Genomic DNA, 20,093 nt, shown 5'->3' with positions numbered 1-20,093 from the left:
AGTCGACATACCGACCGACCAGCCAGTAACCGCAGGTCCGACCGCCACTGTTCACAAGAGGCACGCGCTGCTTACGCTTGATCGTCATGGCACCCTCACCGCCCGGTAACACGAGGACACGCGTCCACGTGGTCAGCGACGTCCACGGCAACGCCCGCGACCTGGCCACGGCCGGCGAGGGCGCCGACGCCCTGGTCTGCCTCGGCGACCTCGTCCTCTTCCTGGACTACGCCGACCACTCGCGCGGCATCTTCCCCGACCTGTTCGGCGTCGCGAACGCCGACCGCATCGTCGAGCTGCGCACCGCCCGCCGCTTCGCCGAGGCACGGGAGCTCGGGGCGCGGCTGTGGGCCGGCGTCGGCGGGGACCGGGCGGCGCTGATCGAGGGGGCGGTGCGCCGGCAGTACGCCGAGATGTTCGCCGCGTTCCCCACACCGACGTACGCCACCTACGGCAACGTCGACATGCCGGCCCTGTGGCCCGAGTACGCCGGGCCCGGCACCACCGTGCTCGACGGGGAGCGGGTCGAGATCGGCGGCCGGGTCTTCGGCTTCGTCGGCGGCGGACTGCGCACCCCGATGCGGACGCCGTACGAGATCGGCGACGAGGAGTACGCCGCCAAGATAGAGGCGGTCGGCGAGGTGGACGTGCTGTGCACCCACATCCCGCCGGAGGTCCCGGAACTGGTCTACGACACGGTGGCGCGGCGCTTCGAGCGCGGCAGCCGCGCGCTGCTGGACGCGATCCGGCGCACCCGGCCCCGGTACGCCCTTTTCGGGCACGTGCACCAGCCGCTGGTGCGGCGGATGCGGATCGGGGCGACCGAGTGCGTGAACGTGGGGCACTTCGCCTCGACGGGGAGGCCGTGGGCGCTGGAGTGGTGAGGGTCCGTGACCAGCGGTGCGCGGGCAGGTGGTGACAACCGCGCCGTCCGTGCGCGATAGCCTTCACGCGGCACACACGTGCGCGCCACGGGCGCACGACGACCTCAGTAGCGGCCCGCATCCGACAGGAGCCACGGCGATGGCGGAACACACCAGCTCGAGCATCACCATCGAGGCGGCACCGGCCGACGTCATGTCGGTGATCGCCGACTTCGCCCGCTACCCGGACTGGACCGGAGAGGTGAAGGAGGCCGAGGTGCTCGCCTCGGACGCGCAGGGGCGTGCCGAACAGGTCCGGCTCGTCATGGACGCCGGCGCGATCAAGGACGACCAGACCCTCGCCTACACCTGGACCGGTGAGCACGAGGTCTCCTGGACCCTGGTCAAGTCCCAGATGCTGCGCTCCCTCGACGGCTCCTACCTGCTCAAGCCGGCGGGCACGGGCACGGAGGTCACCTACCGCCTCACGGTCGACGTCAAGATCCCGATGCTCGGCATGATCAAGCGCAAGGCGGAGAAGGTCATCATCGACCGGGCCCTGGCGGGCCTGAAGAAGCGCGTGGAGTCTGTGTAGCCGCGGGCAGTCGTGCCTCCCCCAGTGCCTGAACGGCCTGGGAGGCACCCCGTAGCGCCGGGCCGCGCAACGCCGTGCGATGCCCAAGACGCCGCCAGCCCCGCAGCGCCGCCGGCCCCGGTACCGTTCACCCCCATGCGCACCATCCTGATCACCGGCCCCGGCGGCAGTGGCCGTACCACCGTCGCCGCCGCCACCGCGCTCGCCGCCGCCCGCCAGGGCACCCGCACGCTCCTCCTCGGCGCCGACCGCGACGACACCCTCGGCGCCGCGCTCGGGGTGCGCACCGGCCCGGAACCGGTCACCGTCGAACCCGGCCTCACCGTCCGCCGACCCGACCCCGCCCAGGGCTTCCGCGACGACCTCGCCGCCCTCCAGGAGCGCGCCGCCTCCGCCCTCGACCTGCTGGGCGCGTCCCGCCTCGACCCCGAAGAGCTGACGCCCCTGCCCGGCGCCGAGGAACTCGCCCTGCTGCGCGCCCTGCGCGACGCCGCCCTCGCCGAGGCCCACGACCTCCTCGTCGTCGACCTCCCGCCCGCCCCGCGCGCCCTCGCCCTGCTCGCCCTCCCCGAGGAACTGCGCCGCTACCTGCGCCGCCTGCTCCCGCCCGAGCGGCAGGCCGCCCGCGCCCTGCGCCCCGTCCTCGGCCGGCTGGCCGGCGTGCCCATGCCCGCCGAGGCGCTGTACGAGGCCGCCGCCCGCTGGGACCTGGAACTCGCCGCCGCCGACGCCGTCGTCGCCGACCGGAGCACCGTCGTACGACTGGTCGCCGAGCCCGGCCCCGCCGGTGCCGACGCCGTCCGCACCGCCGCCCTCGGCCTCGCCCTGCGCGGCCTGCGCCCCGACCTGCTGGTCGCCAACCGGGCCCTGCCCGAGGAGGAGGCGCCGGCCGGCAGCTGGCTCGCCGGTCCCCTCGCCCAGCAGCGCAAGACGCTCGCGGAGTGGCAGGACGAGTACGACCTCCGCACCGTCGCCCACCTGGGACGCGACCCGCGCGGCACGGACGACCTCGCCGCACTCGACGCCCCCGCCGTCAACGCGGACGCCGCCCCGGTCGAGTGGCCCGTCACCGACCGGCTGGCCGACGACGGCTTCCTCGTCTGGCACATCCCGCTGCCCGGCGCCGTACGCGATGAACTCGACCTGGTCCGCCGCGGCGACGAACTGGTCGTCACCGCCGGACCGTTCCGCCGGATCGTCCCGCTGCCGTCGGCGCTGCGCCGCTGCACCGTCGACGGCGCCGCCCTGCGGGAGGGCACCCTCGCCGTACGGTTCGCGCCGGACCCGCGGCTGTGGCCGCAGGGACGCTGATCCGCCGCGTCCGTTCGGGTAACGTCGTAAGGACGAACCGTAGTCAGGAGTCCGTCATGAGCGAAGAGCTCCCCCCGTCCGAGGCCGCCCGCCCCGACGAGGCCGACGCGGTCGACGAGGTGCGGGCCACCGACGCCGACGCCTGGGCGACGGCGTGCGCCGAGGACCTGGAGGCGGAGAAGGCGCGCCGCCGCGCCGAGTACGGCCCGCCCCCCGGCTCGGCCGCCGAGGAACTGCGCCGGCTCGTCGACACCGTCGCGGACAAGCTGTCCGGCCTCCAGAACCCTCTGCTCGGCCAGGTCGCCGGCCCCGCCGCCCAGCAGGTGGTCCGGCAGGTCGTCCAGCAGGCGAAAGCCGCCGTCGAACCGGTCATCGAGCGCAACCCGGACGTCTTCGACCACCTCGCGGCCGCCGGCGGTGAACTCCTCGCCGCCTACCGCTCCGCCGTCCAGAACCAGGAGCGCCGCTGGACCGCCCGGGACACCGCGTCCAAGGACCCGAGCGACCCCCGCGACCAGGACGGACACGGCGACGACGGTCGGGACGACGGCGACGAGGGCACCGGCCCGGGACAGCGCATCGACCTGGACTGAGCCCTGCCTCGGGTACGGTTGGCCATAGCGGGGCTCGACCGAACTGAGGGATTCATGGGACTCACCATCGGCGTCGACATCGGCGGCACGAAGATCGCGGCCGGCGTGGTCGACGAGGAAGGCAACATCCTCTCGACCCACAAGGTGCCGACCCCCACCACGCCCGAGGCCATCGTGGACGCCATCGCCTCGGCGGTGGAGGGCGCGCGCGTGGGGCACGAGATCGTCGGCGTGGGCATCGGAGCCGCCGGATACGTCAACCGCCAGCGCTCCACGGTCTACTTCGCGCCCAACATCGACTGGCGCCAGGAGCCGCTCAAGGAGAAGGTCGAGGCCCGCGTCGGCCTCCCGGTCGTCGTGGAGAACGACGCCAACGCCGCGGCCTGGGGCGAGTACAAGTTCGGCGGCGGCAAGGGCCACCGCAACGTCATCTGCATCACCCTGGGCACCGGCCTCGGCGGCGGCATCATCATCGGCAACAAGCTGCGCCGCGGCCACTTCGGCGTGGCCGCCGAGTTCGGCCACATCCGCATGGTGCCGGACGGCCTGCTGTGCGGCTGCGGCTCGCAGGGCTGCTGGGAGCAGTACGCGTCGGGCCGGGCGCTGGTGAGGTACGCCAAGCAGCGCGCCAACGCCACCCCGGAGCGTGCCGAGGTGCTGCTCGCGCTCGGCGACGGTACGCCGGACGGCATCGAGGGCAAGCACATCTCCGTCGCCGCCCGCCAGGGCTGCCCGGTCGCCGTCGACTCCTACCGCGAGCTGGCCCGCTGGGCCGGCGCCGGACTCGCCGACCTGGCCTCGCTCTTCGACCCGTCCGCCTTCATCGTCGGCGGCGGCCTCTCCGACGAGGGCGACCTGGTCCTCGACCCGATCCGCAAGTCCTACAAGCGGTGGCTGGTCGGCGGCAACTGGCGCCCGGTCGCCGACGTCATCGCCGCCCAGCTCGGCAACAAGGCCGGTCTGGTCGGCGCCGCGGACCTGGCCCGGGAGCCCGACCCGATCATGTGACGATCACTTCCCTCACCGGGGACTGCGTCGACCTCAGGGGCGCGGGGCGGAGTCCATCTGGGGCTCCGCCCCGCGGGCGCGACAAGCCACGCACAACCGGCAGTCGCCCAGGCTCCCCGCGCCCCGAGCTCTTGGGCGTACATTGATCCACATGGAGCCGCTCCCCAACTCCCGCACGGAACCCGACGGTTCCGCCGTCATCCGGGTCCTCAGCTACAACATCCGCTCGATGCGCGACGACACCGACGCCCTCGCCCGCGTCATCGCCGCCTGCGGCCCCGACCTCGTCCTCCTCCAGGAAGCCCCCCGCTTCTTCCGCTGGCGCAAGAAGCTCACCCGCCTCGCCCGCGCCGCGGACCTCGTACACCTCTCCGGCGGCGCCCCCGCCGCCGGCCCCGCGCTGCTGTGCTCCCTGCGCGCCACCGTCGAGCGCACCGAGGACGTGCTGCTCCCGCTCACCCCCGGCCGGCACCGCCGCGGCCTCGCCACCGCCGTCGTCCGGATCGGCGGGGCCCGCCTCGGCGTCCTGAGCTGCCACCTCTCCCTGGAGGCGGAAGAGCGGGACGAGCAGGCCGGCCTGCTCCTCGATCAACTGGCCGGCATGGGCGTGACCCACGCCGTGGCGGGCGGCGACCTGAACGAGCGCCCGGGCGGCCGCACCTTCCGACGGCTCGGCGACGGGCTGCGGGACTGCTGGACGGCCGCGCCCCGGGGCGGCGAGTACACCTTCCCCGCCACCGGCCCCGACCGGCGCATCGACGCGGTCTTCGTCACGGAGGGCGTCGAGGTGCTGGGCTGCGGGGTGCCGCTGGGCCTGCCCGGGGTCGCCGAGCACGACCTGAGGGCGGCCACGGACCACCTCCCGGTCCTGACCGCCCTCCGCGTACCGGCGTCCGAGGTCTGACCGGACGGCGGCAGTCAGACCACCGCGCCCCGCCCCGGATCGTCGTCGTCCTCGTCCCCCGTGCGCATCCGCGCCACCAGCGTGGCGAAGCCGCCGAGGAAGCCGCCGACGCTCACCGTCGTCAGCCACCAGGTCATCTCCCACCCCAGCACCACCGCCAGCAGGAGCAGCACCGGCCCGCCGAGCACACCCAGCCAGGCGAACTTCGCGGTGGTGTCGCCCTCGGGCAGCGGCGGCGGCTCCGGCGGTACGAAGTGGCCCTCGTCGTCCTCGCCGAGATCGTCCTCCGAGGGCTCGGCCAGGCTGTGGTCGCGCGGGCCGGCCACCCCGGGGGCGAAGGCGACGGAGCTGCCCAGCGGCCGGGCCGAGGCGGGCTGGTCCGGCGTGGTCCGGTCGGCCTCGGGCCGGTCGTCGTTGGTCTCGGCCTCCAGCAGCGCCAGGTCCTCCACCGACTTGAACGGCTTCGCGCCCGGCGGGTCCGGCGGCTCGTCCCCGTACCCGGCGACGATCTCGGCCCAGGCGGCGTCCTCGTCCAGGGGGACGGCCGCGTCCGCGGGAGTGCGCTCGGCCGCGCGCTCACGCTGCTCCTCGTGCCCCGGCGTCCGCTCCAGGTCCCGGTCCTCGCGCTCGCCGTGCTCCTCGCGGTCCGCGCGTCCGGACTCGTGCTCAGCCACCTGTGGTCGTCCCTTCCTTGCCGAGACCGGACTCCGGCTCCCCGACGGAACCGGGCGCGAGCCGGCCGATGAACGCGACGCTCCGAGCGAAGATCCGGTCCGCGTCGTGGTCCAACGTCGCCACGTGGTAGCTCTGTTCCAGCAGGACCTCGGTCACGTCCGTCGACGAGACCCGGCCGAGGATGCGGGCCGAGTCGGCCGGCGGCACCACGTGGTCCTGCCTACTGCGCAGCAGCAGCAGCGGCTGCGTCACCTGCGGCAGGTCCCGGTCGGCCAGCCGGAAGAACGCGCGCAGCGAGTGCGCCGCGTGCAGCGGCACCCTGTCGTACCCCAGCTCGGTGCTGAGCGGCTTGGCGATGTCGCTGGCGATGCCCTTCGTCGCGGGCACCAGGTGGCGCAGGACCGGCAGGGCGTGCTGGGCCACGCCGTGCATCCGGTTCGCCGGGTTGACGACCATGACGCCCGACACCGCGTCCCCGTGCCTGGCGGCGAGCCGCAGGGCCAGCGCGCCGCCCATGGACAGGCCGGCCACGAAGACGCGCGCGCAGCGCTCCCGCAGGGCACGCAGCTCGCGGTCGACCTCCGCGTACCAGTCCTGCCAGCCGGTGACCTGCATGTCCTGCCAGCGGGTGCCGTGCCCGGGCAGCAGCGGCAGCGCGACGGTCAGACCGTGCTCGGCGAGGTGGCGGGCCCAGGGGCGCAGGGACTGCGGGGAACCGGTGAAGCCGTGACAGAGGAGGACGCCGACCTCCCCGCCCTCATGGCGGAACGGCTCGGCTCCGGGCAGGACCGGCACGTCTCGGTCTCCTGTCGTCAGGGGGCCGGCACAGCCGGACCGTCGTATGCGATGGACGCGTGTGCGGTACTCGCGGGTACTTCACCGTACGCGACCGCACTGACACCGACCAGGGCCGTCGGGGCCATTGACGGTGCCCCGGGTTAAGGTCTCAGCACAGACACAGGAGGGCACTCGGTTGTTGTACGGCACGATGAAGGTCACCGTCGGGGGTTCGCTGAAGCTCGCCTTCCGGCCCTGGGTGGAAGGCCTGGAGCACATTCCGGCCGACGGCCCCGCCATCCTGGCGAGCAACCACCTGTCGTTCTCCGACTCGTTCTTCCTGCCGGCCGTCCTCGACCGCAAGGTGACCTTCATCGCCAAGGCCGAGTACTTCAACACGCCGGGGGTGAAGGGGCGGCTCACCGCGGCCTTCTTCAAGGGCGTCGGCCAGCTCCCGGTGGACCGCTCCGGCGCGCGCGGCGCGGGCGAGGCGGCCATCAAGAGCGGCATAGAGGTCCTGGAGCGCGGCGAGCTGTTCGGCATCTATCCGGAGGGCACCCGCTCCCCGGACGGCCGGCTCTACCGCGGCAAGCCCGGCGGTCTCGCGCGCGTGGCGCTCGCCACCGGCGCGCCCGTCATCCCGGTCGCCATGATCGACACCGAGAAGATCCAGCCGCCCGGCAAGGTGGTGCCGAAGCTGATGCGGCCCGGCATCCGCATCGGCGAGCCTCTCGACTTCACCCGCTACCAGGGCATGGAGCACGACCGCTTCGTGCTCCGCGCGGTGACCGACGAGGTCATGTACGAGATCATGAAGCTCTCCGGCCAGGAGTACGTCGACATGTACGCGACCGCCATGAAGCGGCAGATCGCGGAGGCGGCGAAGGCCGAGAAGGAGGCGGGCAAGGCGGCGAAGGCCGCGCTCGCCCAGGCGGAGAAGGAACAGGCCGCCAAGGAGAAGGCGGCGGCCGAGCAGGACCGGACCGAAGACCGGTAACGGCCGGACCGGCCGGCGAGGGCGGTCCGAAGGGCGGGACGTACGGGCCGGGGACGGGGGGACATGGCCAGGCGCGAGAGAGTCATGAGGATGTCGGTCGAGCAGCCGCTGTGGCGCGCGCTCGCCGGCTACCGCGTGCTCACCATGCTGTACGCGATCGGCTTCTTCACCACCGCGTACTCCGGCTTCGTCCGCCCCTGGCTGGCCGTCGCCTACTACGCCGTCCTCTTCGTCTGGACCCTGGCCACCCTGCCCAAGGTCTCCGGCGCGGCGAGCTGCACCAAGCGCTTCCTCACCGCCGACCTCACCATCGCGCTCACCGGCATCCTGATCACCCCGCTCGCCGACGCGCCCGAACGGGTCGCGGACGGCGGCCCGACCCTGCCGTCGATATGGACCGCCGGTTCCGTCCTGGCCTTCGCCATCAAGGGCGGCTGGCGCTGGGCGGCCGTCGCCTCCACCCTCGTCGCCGTCGCCAACCTGATCGAACGCGGCTCCCCGGCCCGCGACACCGTCCACAACGTCATCCTGGTCTGGGTCGCCTCCATCGCCATCGGCTACGTCGTCGAGGTCGCCCGCGCCTCCGAGCGCACCCTCGCCCGCGCCCTGGAGATCGAGGCGGCGACCAGGGAACGGGAGCGGCTCGCCCGGGACATCCACGACAGCGTGCTCCAGGTGCTCGCCATGGTGCAGCGGCGCGGCGCCGTGATCGGCGGCGAGGCGGCCGAGCTGGGCCGGCTGGCCGGCGAGCAGGAGATCGCCCTGCGCACCCTGGTCTCCGGCGGCCTGGTGCCCGTCTCCCGCGTGTCGGAGGACGCCGCCCAGGGAGCGCTCGTCCGCGCGGTGGACGAACCGGACGGGACGGACACCGACGGCCCCGTCGACCTGCGCGCCCTGCTCGCCCCGTACGCCGGCTCCCTGGTGCACCTCGCCGAGCCGGGCGCCCCGGTGCTGCTGGCGCCGCCCGCGGCCCGGGAGCTGGCGGCCGCGGTGGGGGCCGCCCTGGACAACGTGCGCAAGCACGTCGGAGCCGACGCCCGAGCGTGGATCCTCGTGGAGGACGAGCCCGGAGAGGTCATCGTCACCGTCCGCGACGAGGGCCCCGGCATCCCCGAGGGACGGCTCGCCGAGGCCGAGGGCGAGGGACGCCTCGGCGTGGCCCTGTCGATCCGGGGCCGGCTGCGCGACCTCGGCGGCACGGCCGAACTGATCTCGGTGCCCGGGCAGGGCACCGAGGTCGAACTGAGGACACCGAAGGAAACCGGCGGCACCGCCGCACGGGGGAAGGCGGCCGACCGTGAGTGAACGACAGGACCCGATCAAGGTCATGGTGGTCGACGACCACCCCATGTGGCGCGACGCCGTCGCCCGGGACCTCGCCGAATCCGGCTTCGACGTGGTCGCCACCGCCGGCGACGGCGACCAGGCCGTGCGCCGCGCCCGCGCCGCCGCCCCCGCCGTCCTCGTCCTCGACCTCAATCTCCCCGGCAAGCCCGGCGTCCAGGTCTGCAAGGAGGTCGTCGGCGCCGATCCCAAGGTGCGCGTCCTCGTGCTCTCCGCGAGCGGCGAGCACGCCGACGTCCTGGAGGCGGTGAAGTCCGGCGCGACCGGCTACCTGCTGAAGTCGGCCTCGACGGAGGAGTTGCGGGACGCGGTGCGCCGCACGGCCGCGGGCGACCCGGTGTTCACTCCCGGGCTGGCCGGACTGGTCCTCGGCGAGTACCGCCGCCTCGCCTCCGAGCCGGCGCCCGCGGCGGAGACCGGCGACCCCGGGGCGCCCCGGCTCACCGACCGCGAGACCGAGGTGCTGCGCCTGGTCGCCAAGGGTCTGAGCTACAAGCAGATCGCCGAACGCCTCGTCATCTCCCACCGCACCGTGCAGAACCACGTCCAGAACACCCTCGGCAAGCTCCAGCTGCACAACAGGGTGGAACTGGTGCGGTACGCGATAGAACGGGGCTTGGACGACGCGTGACCCCGCGCAGGACAGTGGCGGTGGCCAGAACCACCCGCTGTGGCAAGGGAGTTCGCGATGAAGGTCGGAGTACTGACCGGAGGCGGTGACTGCCCCGGGCTCAACGCCGTCATCCGGGCCGTCGTCCGCAAGGGCGTACAGGAGTACGGCTACGGATTCGTCGGTTTCCGGGACGGCTGGCGCGGTCCGCTGGAGGGCGACACCGTCCCGCTCGACATCCCGGCCGTCCGCGGCATCCTGCCCCTCGGCGGCACCGTCCTCGGCTCCTCGCGCACCAACCCGCTCCGGCACGAGCACGGCATCCGGCGCATCAAGGAGAACCTCGCGAAGCTCGGCGTCGAGGCCCTCGTCACGATCGGCGGCGAGGACACCCTCGGCGTCGCCACCCGCCTCGCCGACGAGTACGGCGTGCCCCTTCGTCGGCGTCCCCAAGACCATCGACAACGACCTGTCCGCCACCGACTACACCTTCGGCTTCGACACCGCCGTCGACATCGCCACCGAGGCCATCGACCGGCTGCACACCACCGCCGAGTCCCACATGCGGGTGCTGCTCGTGGAGGCCATGGGCCGGCACGCCGGCTGGATCGCGCTGCACTCGGGACTGGCCGGCGGCGCCAACGTCATCCTCATCCCCGAGCAGCGCTTCGACACCGAGCAGGTGTGCGCCTGGGTGACCTTCCGGTTCCGGGCGTCGTACGCGCCGATCGTGGTCGTCGCCGAGGGGCGATGCCGAAGGACGGCGACATGGTGCTCGAGGACCAGACGCTGGACTCCTACGGGCACGTCCGGCTGTCCGGCGTGGGGGAGCGGCTGGCGAAGGAGATCGAGAAGCACACCGGCAACGAGGCGCGGACGACGGTCCTCGGCCACGTCCAGCGCGGCGGCACCCCCAGCGCCTTCGACCGCTGGCTCGCCACCCTCCCCCACTGGCCTGAACGGCGTGGGGGACCCCACCGGGCTGCACGCCATCGACTGCGTCCGTGACGGCGACTTCGGCAAGATGGTCGCCCTGCGCGGCACTGACATCGTCCGCGTCCCGATCGCCGACGCCACGGCCCGGCTGAGGACGGTCGACCCGGCGCGGTACGAGGAGGCCGGGGTCTTCTTCGGCCGACCGGCGGCCGTGGGCCCCGCGCCGTATATTCGGCCCGGGGTCCGGCTACGGCCCCGAGCGCGGCGACAGCCCGAGTGCGGCAGAACGGGAGCGGTCATGGAGATCCTGGCCTTCGGCGTCCAGGCAGACGAGCGGCCCCTGATCGAGCGGGCCTTCCACGGCCACGACGAGATCCGCTGCCTGGACGTCTTCCTCAACGAGGACACCGCGCCCATCGCGGCCGGCCACGAGATCGTCTCCACGTCCGTCAACGCCGACCTCGGCGCGGCCGTGCTGGAGATCCTCGCGGCCGGCGGCACCCGGATGGTGGCCCAGCGCTCCACCGGCTTCAACAACATCGACCTCGACACGGCCGAGCGGCTCGGCGTGACCGTTGCCCGGGTGTCGTACTACTCGCCGTACTCGGTCGCCGAGTTCGCCTGGACCCTCGCCATGGCCGTCAACCGCCGGATCGTGCGCGCCTCCACCCGCACCCGCGACTTCGACTTCCGCCTGGACGGCCTGATGGGCCGGGACATGCACGGCCGCACCGCCGGCGTCCTCGGCACCGGCAAGATCGGCGAGGCCTTCGCCCGCATCGCCCACGGCTTCGGCATGCGGCTGCTGGGCTGGGACGTCGCCGAGAACCCCGCCTGCATGGAACTGGGCATGCGCTACGTCCCCAAGGACGAGCTGCTCGCCCGCTCCGACCTGGTCACCCTGCACGTCCCCCTGATGCCCGAGACCCGGCACCTGATCGACGCGCCCGCCCTGAAGTCGATGCGGGACGACGCGATCCTGGTCAACTCCAGCCGCGGCGGCCTGATCGACACCGCCGCGCTGGTGACGGAGCTGCGCGCGGGCCGCTTCACCGGCGTCGGCCTGGACGTGTACGAGGCGGAGGCGGGCCTGTTCTTCCTCGACAAGTCCCTGGAGGCCATCGCCGACGACACCCTGGCCCGCCTCGTCACCTTCCCGAACGTCCTGGTCACCTCGCACCAGGCGTACTACACCGAGGACGCCGTCGGCCAGATCGTCGAGGCCACGGCGAAGAACGTCCTCGACTACCTGGAGGGCCGCCGCTCGGAGAACGTGCTCGTGCCCCGCAACTGACCGACCAGCTCGCGCACGATCGCGGCACCGTTCAGCGTCAGCACGGACTCGGGGTGGAACTGCACCCCGGCGAAACCCGCGCCGCGCAGCGCGTGCACCTCGCCGTTCGCGGCGCGGCTCACCTCGACACCGTGCGCGGCCAGCTCCCGGGCCGTCTCGTCGTCGCAGCAGGCCGTGAAGCTGTTGTAGAAGCCGACGGTCTCGCGCCGCCCGAAGAGGTCGATCTCCGTCTGCGCCCCCTGGTACGGCACCTCCTTGCGGACGACGTCCAGACCCAGCTCCGCCGCGATCAGCTCGTGCCCGAGGCAGACGCCGAGCACGCCGTGCCGGTTCTCCCGGATCACGTCGGCGGTCAGGGCGCGCAGGAAACGCATCTTGGGGTCGGCGGGGTCGGAGGGATCACCGGGACCGGGGCCCAGCACCACCGGGCCCTCGTGCCCGAGAACCGCCTCGCGCAGCCCCTCCTCGTCGTACCGGCGCACGCTCACCGCGAGCCCCGACGAGCGCAGCACGTGCGCGAGCATCGCCGTGAAGGTGTCCTCCCCGTCCACGACCAGGGCATGGCCCGTGAGCGCGCCGGACGGCTCCTGCATCCGCAGCCAGAACGGCGCCAGCGAGGCCCGCCGCCCGTCCAGCGCCGCCCGCACCCTGGGGTCGTCGGCCAGCTTCGGCCGCCCGGCCTCCGTACGCGGCCGGGACGGACGTACGCCGAGGGCCGCCAGTACCCCGGCCGCCTTGGCGTGGGTCTCGGCGACCTCGCCCGCCGGGTCCGAGCCCCGCACCAGCGTGGCGCCGACCGGCACCCGCAGCCGCCCGCCCGCATCGATGTCGGCGGTACGGATCAGGATGGGGGAGTCGAGGGTCTGGGCACCGCCGGCGTCCCGCCCCAGCAGCGCCAGCGCGCCCGCGTAGTAGCCGCGCCCGCCGGTCTCGTGCCGCTCGATGACCCGGCAGGCGTTCTGCACCGGCGACCCGGTGACCGTCGCCGCGAACATGGTCTCCTTCAGCACTTCCCGCACGTCCAGCGAGGACTTGCCGCGCAGCTCGTACTCGGTGTGCGCGAGGTGCGCCATCTCCTTCAACCGGGGCCCGACGACGACGCCTCCCATGTCGCCGACGGTGCACATCATCTTGAGCTCCTCGTCGACCACCATCGACAGCTCCTCGATCTCCTTGCCGTCGGCGAGGAAACCCAGCAGGTTCTCCGGGGTCGGCCCCTCGGCGGGATAGCGGTACGTCCCGCTGATCGGGTTCATCACCACCGTCCCGCCGGACATCCGCACGTGCACCTCGGGGCTGGCCCCGACCAGCGTCCGGTCCCCGGTGTGCACGACGAACGTCCAGTACGCGCCCCGCTCGCCCTCCAGCAGCCGCCGGAACAGCGCCAGCGCGTCGGCCCGCCCGAACCCGGGGACCACGCCCTCGTACGTCCGCCGGATCACGAAGTTGGCGCCCTCGCCGGCCCCGATCTCCTCGTCCAGCACCCGTCCGACGATCTCGGCGTACTCCTCGTCGGCGACGTCGAAGCCGCCGCCCTCGACGCGGACGTCATGCGCGGGGAGGGCGGCGAGGACGTCGGCGAGCGGCACGTCGTACCGCTCCTCGGGGGTCAGCACCAGCAGCGGCGTGCCGTCGTCGCGGACGTCGAAGCCGCGCTCGCGGATCTGCCGGAAAGGGACGAGCGCCAGCCCCTCGCCGGGCAGGCCGGCCAGCCTGTCGTGTTCGGTCACCGGGCCGAGCAGCAGTTCCACGGTGTCGTGATCGTGGCCCGGGGTGCGGCGGCGCAGCAGGGCGAACGGGCGGGAGTCGGCCAGGAGGCCGTCGAGCGGTGTCATGGGTCCGGTTCCTTCTCGGTTGTCGGTAAGGAACGGACCCGGTCGCACAAACGCCGAAGGCCGCCCCTCGGGCGGCCTTCGCGAAGTCCTGCGTACGCGCAGTCAGTGGGCCGCCGGATGAGCGGTCCACCACCAGGTCTGGGTCGAATGCGCGAACATACGGCGCAGCGTACCCCACAGACCCGGTGTCCACGGAGCATTCCGTGCGTCTCATTCCCTGGGCACGGGGCGGGGGCTCCGGTCCGACCCCGTAATGTTGGGGCCGTGACCGTGAACGCTAAGACCAGCCCGAGCGCTGGCAACACCTGGCGAGACCTGCCCGCGGCGCAGCAGCCCGAGTACCCCGACACCGAGGCTCTGCGCGCAGTGATCGCGGACCTCGAGTCGTATCCGCCGCTCGTCTTCGCGGGCGAGTGCGACCAGCTGCGCGCCCGGATGGCGGCCGTCGCCAAGGGAGAGGCGTTCCTCCTCCAGGGCGGCGACTGCGCCGAGGCCTTCGACGCGGTGTCCGCGGACCACATCCGCAACAAGCTCAAGACCCTCCTCCAGATGGGCGCCGTGCTGACGTACGCCGCCTCCGTGCCCGTGGTGAAGGTGGGCCGGATCGCCGGCCAGTACTCCAAGCCGCGCTCCAAGCCGACCGAGACGCGCGACGGCGTGACCCTGCCGACCTACCGCGGCGACTCCGTCAACGGCTTCGACTTCACCGAAGAGGCCCGCGTCCCGGACCCCGAGCGGCTCAAGCGCATGTACCACGCGTCGGCGTCCACGCTGAACCTGGTGCGCGCCTTCACCACCGGCGGTTACGCCGACCTGCGCCAGGTGCACGCCTGGAACCAGGACTTCGTGAAGTCGTCCCCGTCCGGCCAGCGCTACGAGCAGCTCGCCCGGGAGATCGACCAGGCGCTGAACTTCATGCACGCCTGCGGAACGGACCCGGAGGAGTTCAAGACCGTCGAGTTCTTCTCCTCGCACGAGGCGCTGCTGCTCGACTACGAGTCGGCGCTCACCCGCGTGGACTCGCGCACGGGGCAGCTGTACGACGTCTCCGGGCACATGGTGTGGATCGGCGAGCGCACCCGGCAGCTGGACCACGCGCACATCGAGTTCGCCTCGCGCATCCGCAACCCGATCGGCATCAAGCTCGGCCCGACGACGACGGCCGAGGAGGCGCTGCAGTACATCGAGCGCCTGGACCCGGAGCGCGAGCCGGGCCGGCTGACCTTCATCGTCCGGATGGGCGCGGACAAGATCCGCGACAAGCTCCCGGAGCTGGTGGAGAAGGTCACCGCCTCGGGCGCGACCGTCGCCTGGATCACGGACCCGATGCACGGCAACACCTACGAGGCGGCCTCCGGGCACAAGACCCGCCGCTTCGACGACGTGCTCGACGAGGTCAAGGGCTTCTTCGAGGTCCACAAGGCGCTCGGCACCCACCCGGGCGGCATCCACGTGGAGCTGACCGGCGACGACGTCACCGAGTGCGTGGGCGGCGGCGACGAGATCTTCGTCGACGACCTGCACCAGCGCTACGAGACGGCATGCGACCCGCGGCTCAACCGCAGCCAGTCGCTCGACCTGGCGTTCCTGGTGGCGGAGATGTACCGGGACCAGTGACGGACGGCCCCCCGCCGGGGCCGGTGAATGGGGCGCGGGTCACACACGATCCGCGCCCCCTTCCCTTTTGTCGATCTTGCGTGATGGGTAAGGTTAGGTTTGCCTCACCGATCAGCGAGCCTTCCGGTCGTCGTCGGTACGGCACGATCTTGTACCCCGCCCGGGAGGTGAACCGCGTGTTCGTCTGCAGCTGCTTCGGTGTCACCGAGGAACAGGTGAAGAGCCACGCGGCAGCCGGCGCCTGCACGCCCCGGCAGATCGCCTCCGCCTGCAAGGCCGGCACCGACTGCGGCGGCTGCGTACGCCGTATCCAGGCGCTGCTCGGCCGGGGCGCCTGCCCCCGCCGTCAGCTGGCCGACCAGGGGCAGCCGGTCCTCACGGAGCTTCCCGAAGCCGCCTGACTACAGCGAGCCGGGGCCGGACGCGTCCGGCTGGGACTGCTCGATCACCGTGGACAGGTACAGCGACTCGCCCAGCTTCTCGATCAGCTCCAGCTGGGTGTCCAGGTAGTCGATGTGGTGCTCCTCGTCGGCGAGGATCGCCTCGAAGACGTTCGCCGACGTGATGTCGTTCTTGGCCCGCATCACCTCGACGCCCCGGCGCAGCCGGTCGATGGCCTCGACCTCGATCTCCCGGTCGGCCTGGAACATCTCGGTCACGCTCTGGCCGACCCGCACGTGGAAGAGCCGCTGGTAGTTCGGCAGGCCGTCCAGGAGCAGGATGCGGTCGGTGAGCACCTCGGCGTGGCGCATCTCGTCGAAGGACTCCGCGCGCGTGTACTTCGCGAGCTTGGTCCAGCCCTTGTGGTCCTGCAGCTTCGCGTGCAGGAAGTACTGGTTGATCGCCGTGAGCTCGGCGGTGAGCTGCTCATTCAGGAACTCGATGACCTCGGGGTCGCCCTGCATCGCTTGACGCTCCTTCGAACGGGAACTGGCGTGTTGCGCCGCATGATTGCACCGGCTTCCAAGATCGTCCAGTAAGTCTAGACTTAGTAAGTAAGTACAGGCTTAGTCCATTTTGTTGCTGATTACCCGAATGTAAGTGGGGTGGGTCCGGGGCATCGGTCCGGGTCTGTCAGGATGGAGGCATGGGTCAGCCGGTGGAAGACGGATCGGGAGAAGGCGGTTCGCGAGGAGCGCCGCGGTTCGAGCTCCCGCCGGGACAGCGACTGCAGCGCGGCTGGCCGGTCACGCACTACGGGCCGGTCCCCAAGTTCCGCCCCGAGCGCTGGGAGTTCCGGGTCTTCGGAACCACCGCCGACGGTGAGAAGCACGGCTGGACCCACGACGAGTTCACCGCCCTGCCGTACACCACGGTCGTCGCCGACCTGCACTGCGTCACCAAGTTCAGCATGCTCGGCTCCGAGTGGGGCGGCGTCCCGGCGGCCACGATCCTGGACCTGGCGCCGCCCGCGCCGGCCGTCACCCATGTGATGGTGTGGGCCGAGTACGGCTTCAGCTCCAACCTCCGGCTGTCCGACTTCGCCGCGGAGCGCACCCTCTTCGCCACCCACAAGGACGGCGAGCTGCTCACCGCCGAGCACGGCTTCCCGCTGCGGCTGGTCGTGCCGCACCTGTACGCCTGGAAGGGCCCGAAGTGGGTCCGCGGCATCGAGTACATGACCGCAGACCGCCGCGGCTTCTGGGAGGAGCGCGGCTACCACAACATCGGCGACCCCTGGAAGGAGCAGCGCTACTCCTACCAGGAGGAACCGGGGGACGGCCCCGGGCTCTGACCGGCCGGCCCCTCCGGGGTCAGGCGTCGCGCAGCTTCTTCAGCCGCTCCACGTCCGCCGCGTGCCCCTCCTTGCCGCCCGGGGTCTCGATGACCAGCGGCACGCCCTCGGTCGCCGGGTGGGTCATCAGCGCCCGGAACGGGTCCTCGCCGATGTGTCCGGCGCCGATGTTCTCGTGCCGGTCCTTGTGGGCGCCGGCCACGTCCTTGGAGTCGTTGGCGTGGATCAGCCTCAGCCGGCCCTCGCCGACCGTGTCCACCAGCAGGTCCAGGGTCTGGTGCATGCCGGACGGCCCGGTCAGGTCGTGCCCGGCCGCGAAGATGTGGCAGGTGTCCAGGCACACGCCCAGCTTCGGGTGGGAGTCCAGCGCCTCGAAGTACGGTCCGAAGTCCCAGGTCCGCGAGCACAGGGACGCGCCCTGGCCCGCCGTCGACTCCAGCAGCAGGTACGGGTCGTCGTCGTGGGTCAGCTCGTCGAGCAGCGGCAGCATGTGCTCCCGCACCTGCTTCAGGGCCACCGACCGGTCCCGGCCGCCGGTCGCGCTGCCCGTGTGCACGACCACGCCGAGCGCCCCGATCGCCCGCCCGCGCCGCAGCGAGTGCCGCAGCGACTCGACCGACCGCTCCACCGTCGCCTCGGTGTGCGAACCGAAGTTGATCAGGTACGGAGCGTGCACGTACGCCGGGATCGACCCGGCCGCGCAGGCCTCCCGGAACGCCTCGTCCTGCTTCGGGTTGCCGGCCGGCGTGGCCCAGCCGCGCGGGTTGGCGACGAAGACCTGCACAGTCTCCGCCTTCAGGTCACGGGCGTAGGACAGGCCGACCGAGTGCAGGCCGCCGGCCACGGGGACGTGACCGCCGACGGGGTTGCGGGGGAGCGCGGGGGCGGGGGAGAGGGAGGCGGCGGACCGTTGGCTGTTCACCCGTTCAGGGTGTCATGACTGGTCGCGCCCCCGGACCGTGAGTGCCGTCACTCGACGCCGTCACCTGATGGTGATCTTGATGGTGGACCCCTTGGGTGCGGTGTCCCCGCCCTCCACGGACTGCTCCTTCACGGTGTCGCCGAACAGCCCGAGCAGCCCGCGGTCCTCGTCCACCTCGAAGCCCGCGTCCCTCAGCTTCCGCTTGGCGTCGTCCACGCTGTCGCCGACCACGTCCGGGACCTCGATCATCTCGGGGCCCTTGGAGACCGTGAGGGTCACCGTGTCGCCCTCGGCCGCCCGGCTGCCCGAACCCGGCGTCTGGCGGGCGACCCGGCCCCTGTCGTACTCCGAGTTCACCTGCTCGTCGGCGACCTTCACCTTCAGCCCGGCCTCGGTCAGCTCGGCCCGCGCGCCGGCCAGGTCGTCGCCGGTGACGTCCGGGACGTCGATCGGGCTGCCCTTGCTGACGACCAGCGCGACCGCGGAGCCCGCGCGCACCGTGGTGCCCGTCTTCGGCTTCGTGGAGATCACGAAGCCCCTCGGCACCTCCTCGCTGAACGCCCGGGTCACCATGCCCGGCTCCAGCCCCTCGTCCTTCAGTACGGTCCGCGCCCGGTCCAGCTTGTAGCCCTGGACGTCCGGCAGCTTCACGGTCTCGGGGCCGTCGGAGACCGTGAGCGACACCGAGTCGTTCTTGCGGATGCGGGTGCCCACACCCGGGTCGGTGCTGATGACCTTGCCGCGCTCGACGGTGTCGCTGTAGGCGTGGTCGACCTTCCCGACGTCCAGCCCGGCGTCCGCCAGCCGGTCCCGGGCCTGCGCCTCGGTCTTGGACAGCAGCGCCGGCACCTTCGTGAACTGGCCGGAGTTGATGTACCAGACGCCCGTGCCGACGCCGAGCACCAGCAGGACGGCCACGACGACCGCCAGCGGACCGCGTCGAAGCCGGGGCCGCCGGCTGTGGGGCGGGGTCGGCGGGGGAGCGGTCAGCCGGCTGGTGCGGTGCACCCCGTCCGACGAGGAGGCGTCGTGCGCGGGGAAGGCGCCGTCCGTGCCGTCGCCCTCGTCCTCGTTGACGGGCAGCGGCCGGGGCATCGTCAGCGCGCGGGGGATCACGCTCGTGCGGTCCTCCGCGTTGTCGTGCTCACCGGGGAGCGCCTGCGGCGGCACCGCGTCCAGCTGCTCCTGGGTGAGCGCGGCCCGGGCCTCACGGGTCCGCGCGAGCAGCGCCACGGCGTCGTGCGGCCGGATCTCGGGGTTGCGCGCGGTCGCCGAGGCGACCAGCTCGTCCAGCTCGTACGCCATGTCCGGCACCGCGGCCGACGGCGGTGGCACGTCCTCGTGCAGGTGCTTGTAGAGGATCTGGGCCGGGGAGTCGCCCTCGTGCGGCTTTCCGCCGGTCAGCATCTCGTACAGCACGACGCCGCACGCGTACACGTCGACCCGGGGGTCGGCCGTGCCCTGCTCGATCTGCTCGGGCGCCAGGTAGGAGACGGTGCCGAGGACGGCGCCGGTGGTGTTGGTGACCGTGTCCACGGCCCGGACCAGTCCGAAGTCGGCGACCTTGACCCGGCCGTCGTCCCCTATCAGCACGTTCTCCGGCTTCATGTCCCGGTGCACGAAACCGGCCCGGTGCGCGGCGCCCAGCGCGGCCAGCACCGGCTCCAGGATGTCCAGCGCGGCCCGCGGCCCGAGCGCCCCGCGCTCGCGCAGCACGTCACGCAGGGTGCAACCGGCGATGTACTCCATCGCCAGGTAGACGTACGCTCCCTCGGCCCCCTGGTCGAACACCTGTACGACATTGGGATGGTCCAGCCGGGCCACCGACTTCGCCTCGCGGATGAAGCGCTCCACGAAGGTGGCGTCGGTCGCGAGCGTCGGGTGCATCACCTTCAGCGCGAGCACGCGGTCCAGGCGGGTGTCCACGGCCCGGTAGACCGTGGCCATCCCGCCGACCGCGATCCGCGCCTCTACGCGGTACCGGCCGTCGAGCACCTGCCCGACGAGAGGGTCCTGGAGGGTCGTGTCCACGCAGCGAGTCTACGAGCCACCACGGACACCCGGCGCCGCTGTCGCC

General features: G+C 72.5%; 20 protein-coding genes and 1 pseudogene. 14 read left to right on the top strand and 7 right to left on the bottom strand.

Annotated elements, in window-relative coordinates; translation table 11 throughout:
• Positions 1 to 128 precede the first annotated feature (128 nt).
• From M6G08_RS01770 to M6G08_RS01745, 6 genes are all read left to right on the top strand, one after another.
• On the top strand, positions 129 to 884 hold the full coding sequence (locus tag M6G08_RS01770; RefSeq protein ID WP_272585418.1) for a metallophosphoesterase family protein: 756 nt from the start codon (positions 129 to 131) through the stop codon (positions 882 to 884).
• 139 nt (positions 885 to 1,023) lie between these two features.
• Positions 1,024 to 1,458: an SRPBCC family protein gene (locus tag M6G08_RS01765; RefSeq protein WP_272585417.1), complete on the top strand. Its 435-nt coding sequence runs from the start codon at positions 1,024 to 1,026 to the stop codon at positions 1,456 to 1,458.
• Positions 1,459 to 1,593: 135 nt separating this feature from the next.
• The gene (locus M6G08_RS01760) at positions 1,594 to 2,769 is read left to right on the top strand and encodes an ArsA family ATPase (RefSeq protein ID WP_272585416.1); all 1,176 of its coding nucleotides are present in this window, start codon (positions 1,594 to 1,596) and stop codon (positions 2,767 to 2,769) included.
• Between the two features lie 56 nt (positions 2,770 to 2,825).
• Positions 2,826 to 3,362, top strand: coding sequence for a DUF5304 domain-containing protein (locus tag M6G08_RS01755; protein ID WP_272585415.1), 537 nt, complete (start codon positions 2,826 to 2,828; stop codon positions 3,360 to 3,362).
• A 54-nt stretch (positions 3,363 to 3,416) separates the two neighbouring features.
• The gene (locus M6G08_RS01750) at positions 3,417 to 4,370 is read left to right on the top strand and encodes an ROK family glucokinase (RefSeq protein ID WP_007448618.1); all 954 of its coding nucleotides are present in this window, start codon (positions 3,417 to 3,419) and stop codon (positions 4,368 to 4,370) included.
• Positions 4,371 to 4,521: 151 nt separating this feature from the next.
• Positions 4,522 to 5,274, top strand: coding sequence for an endonuclease/exonuclease/phosphatase family protein (locus tag M6G08_RS01745; protein WP_272585414.1), 753 nt, complete (start codon positions 4,522 to 4,524; stop codon positions 5,272 to 5,274).
• A gap of 14 nt (positions 5,275 to 5,288) precedes the next feature.
• Here the strand turns inward: M6G08_RS01745 and M6G08_RS01740 are convergent, their stop codons facing one another.
• Complete coding sequence (locus M6G08_RS01740) at positions 5,289 to 5,948, bottom strand: hypothetical protein (RefSeq protein ID WP_272585413.1); 660 nt, start codon at positions 5,946 to 5,948, stop codon at positions 5,289 to 5,291.
• Positions 5,941 to 6,744: an alpha/beta hydrolase gene (locus M6G08_RS01735; protein WP_272585412.1), complete on the bottom strand. Its 804-nt coding sequence runs from the start codon at positions 6,742 to 6,744 to the stop codon at positions 5,941 to 5,943. Before M6G08_RS01735 ends, M6G08_RS01740 begins: the two co-directional genes overlap by 8 nt.
• Before the next feature lie 193 nt (positions 6,745 to 6,937).
• Between M6G08_RS01735 and M6G08_RS01730 the strand changes: the two genes are divergently transcribed.
• The 5 genes and pseudogenes from M6G08_RS01730 (at position 6,938) to M6G08_RS01710 (ending at position 11,907) form a co-directional block, all read left to right on the top strand.
• Complete coding sequence (locus M6G08_RS01730) at positions 6,938 to 7,723, top strand: lysophospholipid acyltransferase family protein (RefSeq protein ID WP_272591229.1); 786 nt, start codon at positions 6,938 to 6,940, stop codon at positions 7,721 to 7,723.
• A gap of 63 nt (positions 7,724 to 7,786) precedes the next feature.
• Positions 7,787 to 9,028, top strand: a complete 1,242-nt coding sequence (gene macS, locus M6G08_RS01725) for a MacS family sensor histidine kinase (protein ID WP_272585411.1) — start codon at positions 7,787 to 7,789, stop codon at positions 9,026 to 9,028.
• A 22-nt stretch (positions 9,029 to 9,050) separates the two neighbouring features.
• Positions 9,051 to 9,698, top strand: a complete 648-nt coding sequence (locus M6G08_RS01720) for a response regulator (RefSeq protein ID WP_272591228.1) — start codon at positions 9,051 to 9,053, stop codon at positions 9,696 to 9,698.
• A gap of 57 nt (positions 9,699 to 9,755) precedes the next feature.
• A pseudogene (locus M6G08_RS01715) lies at positions 9,756 to 10,812 on the top strand (6-phosphofructokinase); the annotation flags it as partial.
• A gap of 99 nt (positions 10,813 to 10,911) precedes the next feature.
• Entirely contained in the window at positions 10,912 to 11,907 is a 996-nt protein-coding gene (locus M6G08_RS01710) for a 2-hydroxyacid dehydrogenase (protein ID WP_272591227.1), read from the top strand.
• On the opposite strand, the gene M6G08_RS01705 is transcribed toward M6G08_RS01710, so the two are convergent.
• Both M6G08_RS01705 and M6G08_RS35950 read right to left on the bottom strand, forming a co-directional pair.
• A complete protein-coding gene (locus M6G08_RS01705; protein ID WP_272585410.1) occupies positions 11,859 to 13,742 on the bottom strand; it encodes an anthranilate synthase family protein in 1,884 nt (627 codons plus the stop codon). The two genes, M6G08_RS01710 and M6G08_RS01705, sit on opposite strands and share 49 nt — an antisense overlap.
• A 102-nt stretch (positions 13,743 to 13,844) precedes the next feature.
• Entirely contained in the window at positions 13,845 to 13,901 is a 57-nt protein-coding gene (locus tag M6G08_RS35950) for a trp operon leader peptide (RefSeq protein WP_073723848.1), read from the bottom strand.
• 105 nt (positions 13,902 to 14,006) lie between these two features.
• Between M6G08_RS35950 and M6G08_RS01700 the strand changes: the two genes are divergently transcribed.
• Together M6G08_RS01700 and M6G08_RS01695 are read left to right on the top strand one after the other, a co-directional pair.
• The gene (locus M6G08_RS01700) at positions 14,007 to 15,359 is read left to right on the top strand and encodes a class II 3-deoxy-7-phosphoheptulonate synthase (RefSeq protein WP_272585409.1); all 1,353 of its coding nucleotides are present in this window, start codon (positions 14,007 to 14,009) and stop codon (positions 15,357 to 15,359) included.
• 167 nt (positions 15,360 to 15,526) lie between these two features.
• Positions 15,527 to 15,760, top strand: coding sequence for a (2Fe-2S)-binding protein (locus M6G08_RS01695; RefSeq protein WP_272591226.1), 234 nt, complete (start codon positions 15,527 to 15,529; stop codon positions 15,758 to 15,760).
• Here M6G08_RS01695 and bfr read toward each other — a convergent pair whose 3' ends face one another.
• On the bottom strand, positions 15,761 to 16,264 hold the full coding sequence (gene bfr, locus M6G08_RS01690) for a bacterioferritin (protein ID WP_019327969.1): 504 nt from the start codon (positions 16,262 to 16,264) through the stop codon (positions 15,761 to 15,763).
• 182 nt (positions 16,265 to 16,446) lie between these two features.
• Between bfr and M6G08_RS01685 the strand changes: the two genes are divergently transcribed.
• Positions 16,447 to 17,094 carry a sulfite oxidase-like oxidoreductase gene (locus M6G08_RS01685; protein WP_272585408.1) on the top strand — a complete coding sequence of 216 codons (648 nt, stop codon included), beginning with the start codon at positions 16,447 to 16,449 and terminating at the stop codon, positions 17,092 to 17,094.
• A 19-nt stretch (positions 17,095 to 17,113) separates the two neighbouring features.
• Here M6G08_RS01685 and M6G08_RS01680 read toward each other — a convergent pair whose 3' ends face one another.
• Positions 17,114 to 18,016, bottom strand: coding sequence for a deoxyribonuclease IV (locus tag M6G08_RS01680; RefSeq protein ID WP_272585407.1), 903 nt, complete (start codon positions 18,014 to 18,016; stop codon positions 17,114 to 17,116).
• Positions 18,017 to 18,076: 60 nt separating this feature from the next.
• A complete protein-coding gene (pknB, locus tag M6G08_RS01675) occupies positions 18,077 to 20,047 on the bottom strand; it encodes a Stk1 family PASTA domain-containing Ser/Thr kinase (protein ID WP_272585406.1) in 1,971 nt (656 codons plus the stop codon).
• Between the last annotated feature and the right edge of the window lie 46 nt (positions 20,048 to 20,093).

Origin of the sequence: Streptomyces sp. M92 (genome assembly GCF_028473745.1) — a bacterium.
Classification (GTDB): Bacteria; Actinomycetota; Actinomycetes; order Streptomycetales; family Streptomycetaceae; genus Streptomyces.
This window is presented reverse-complemented; position numbering and strand designations above follow the sequence as displayed.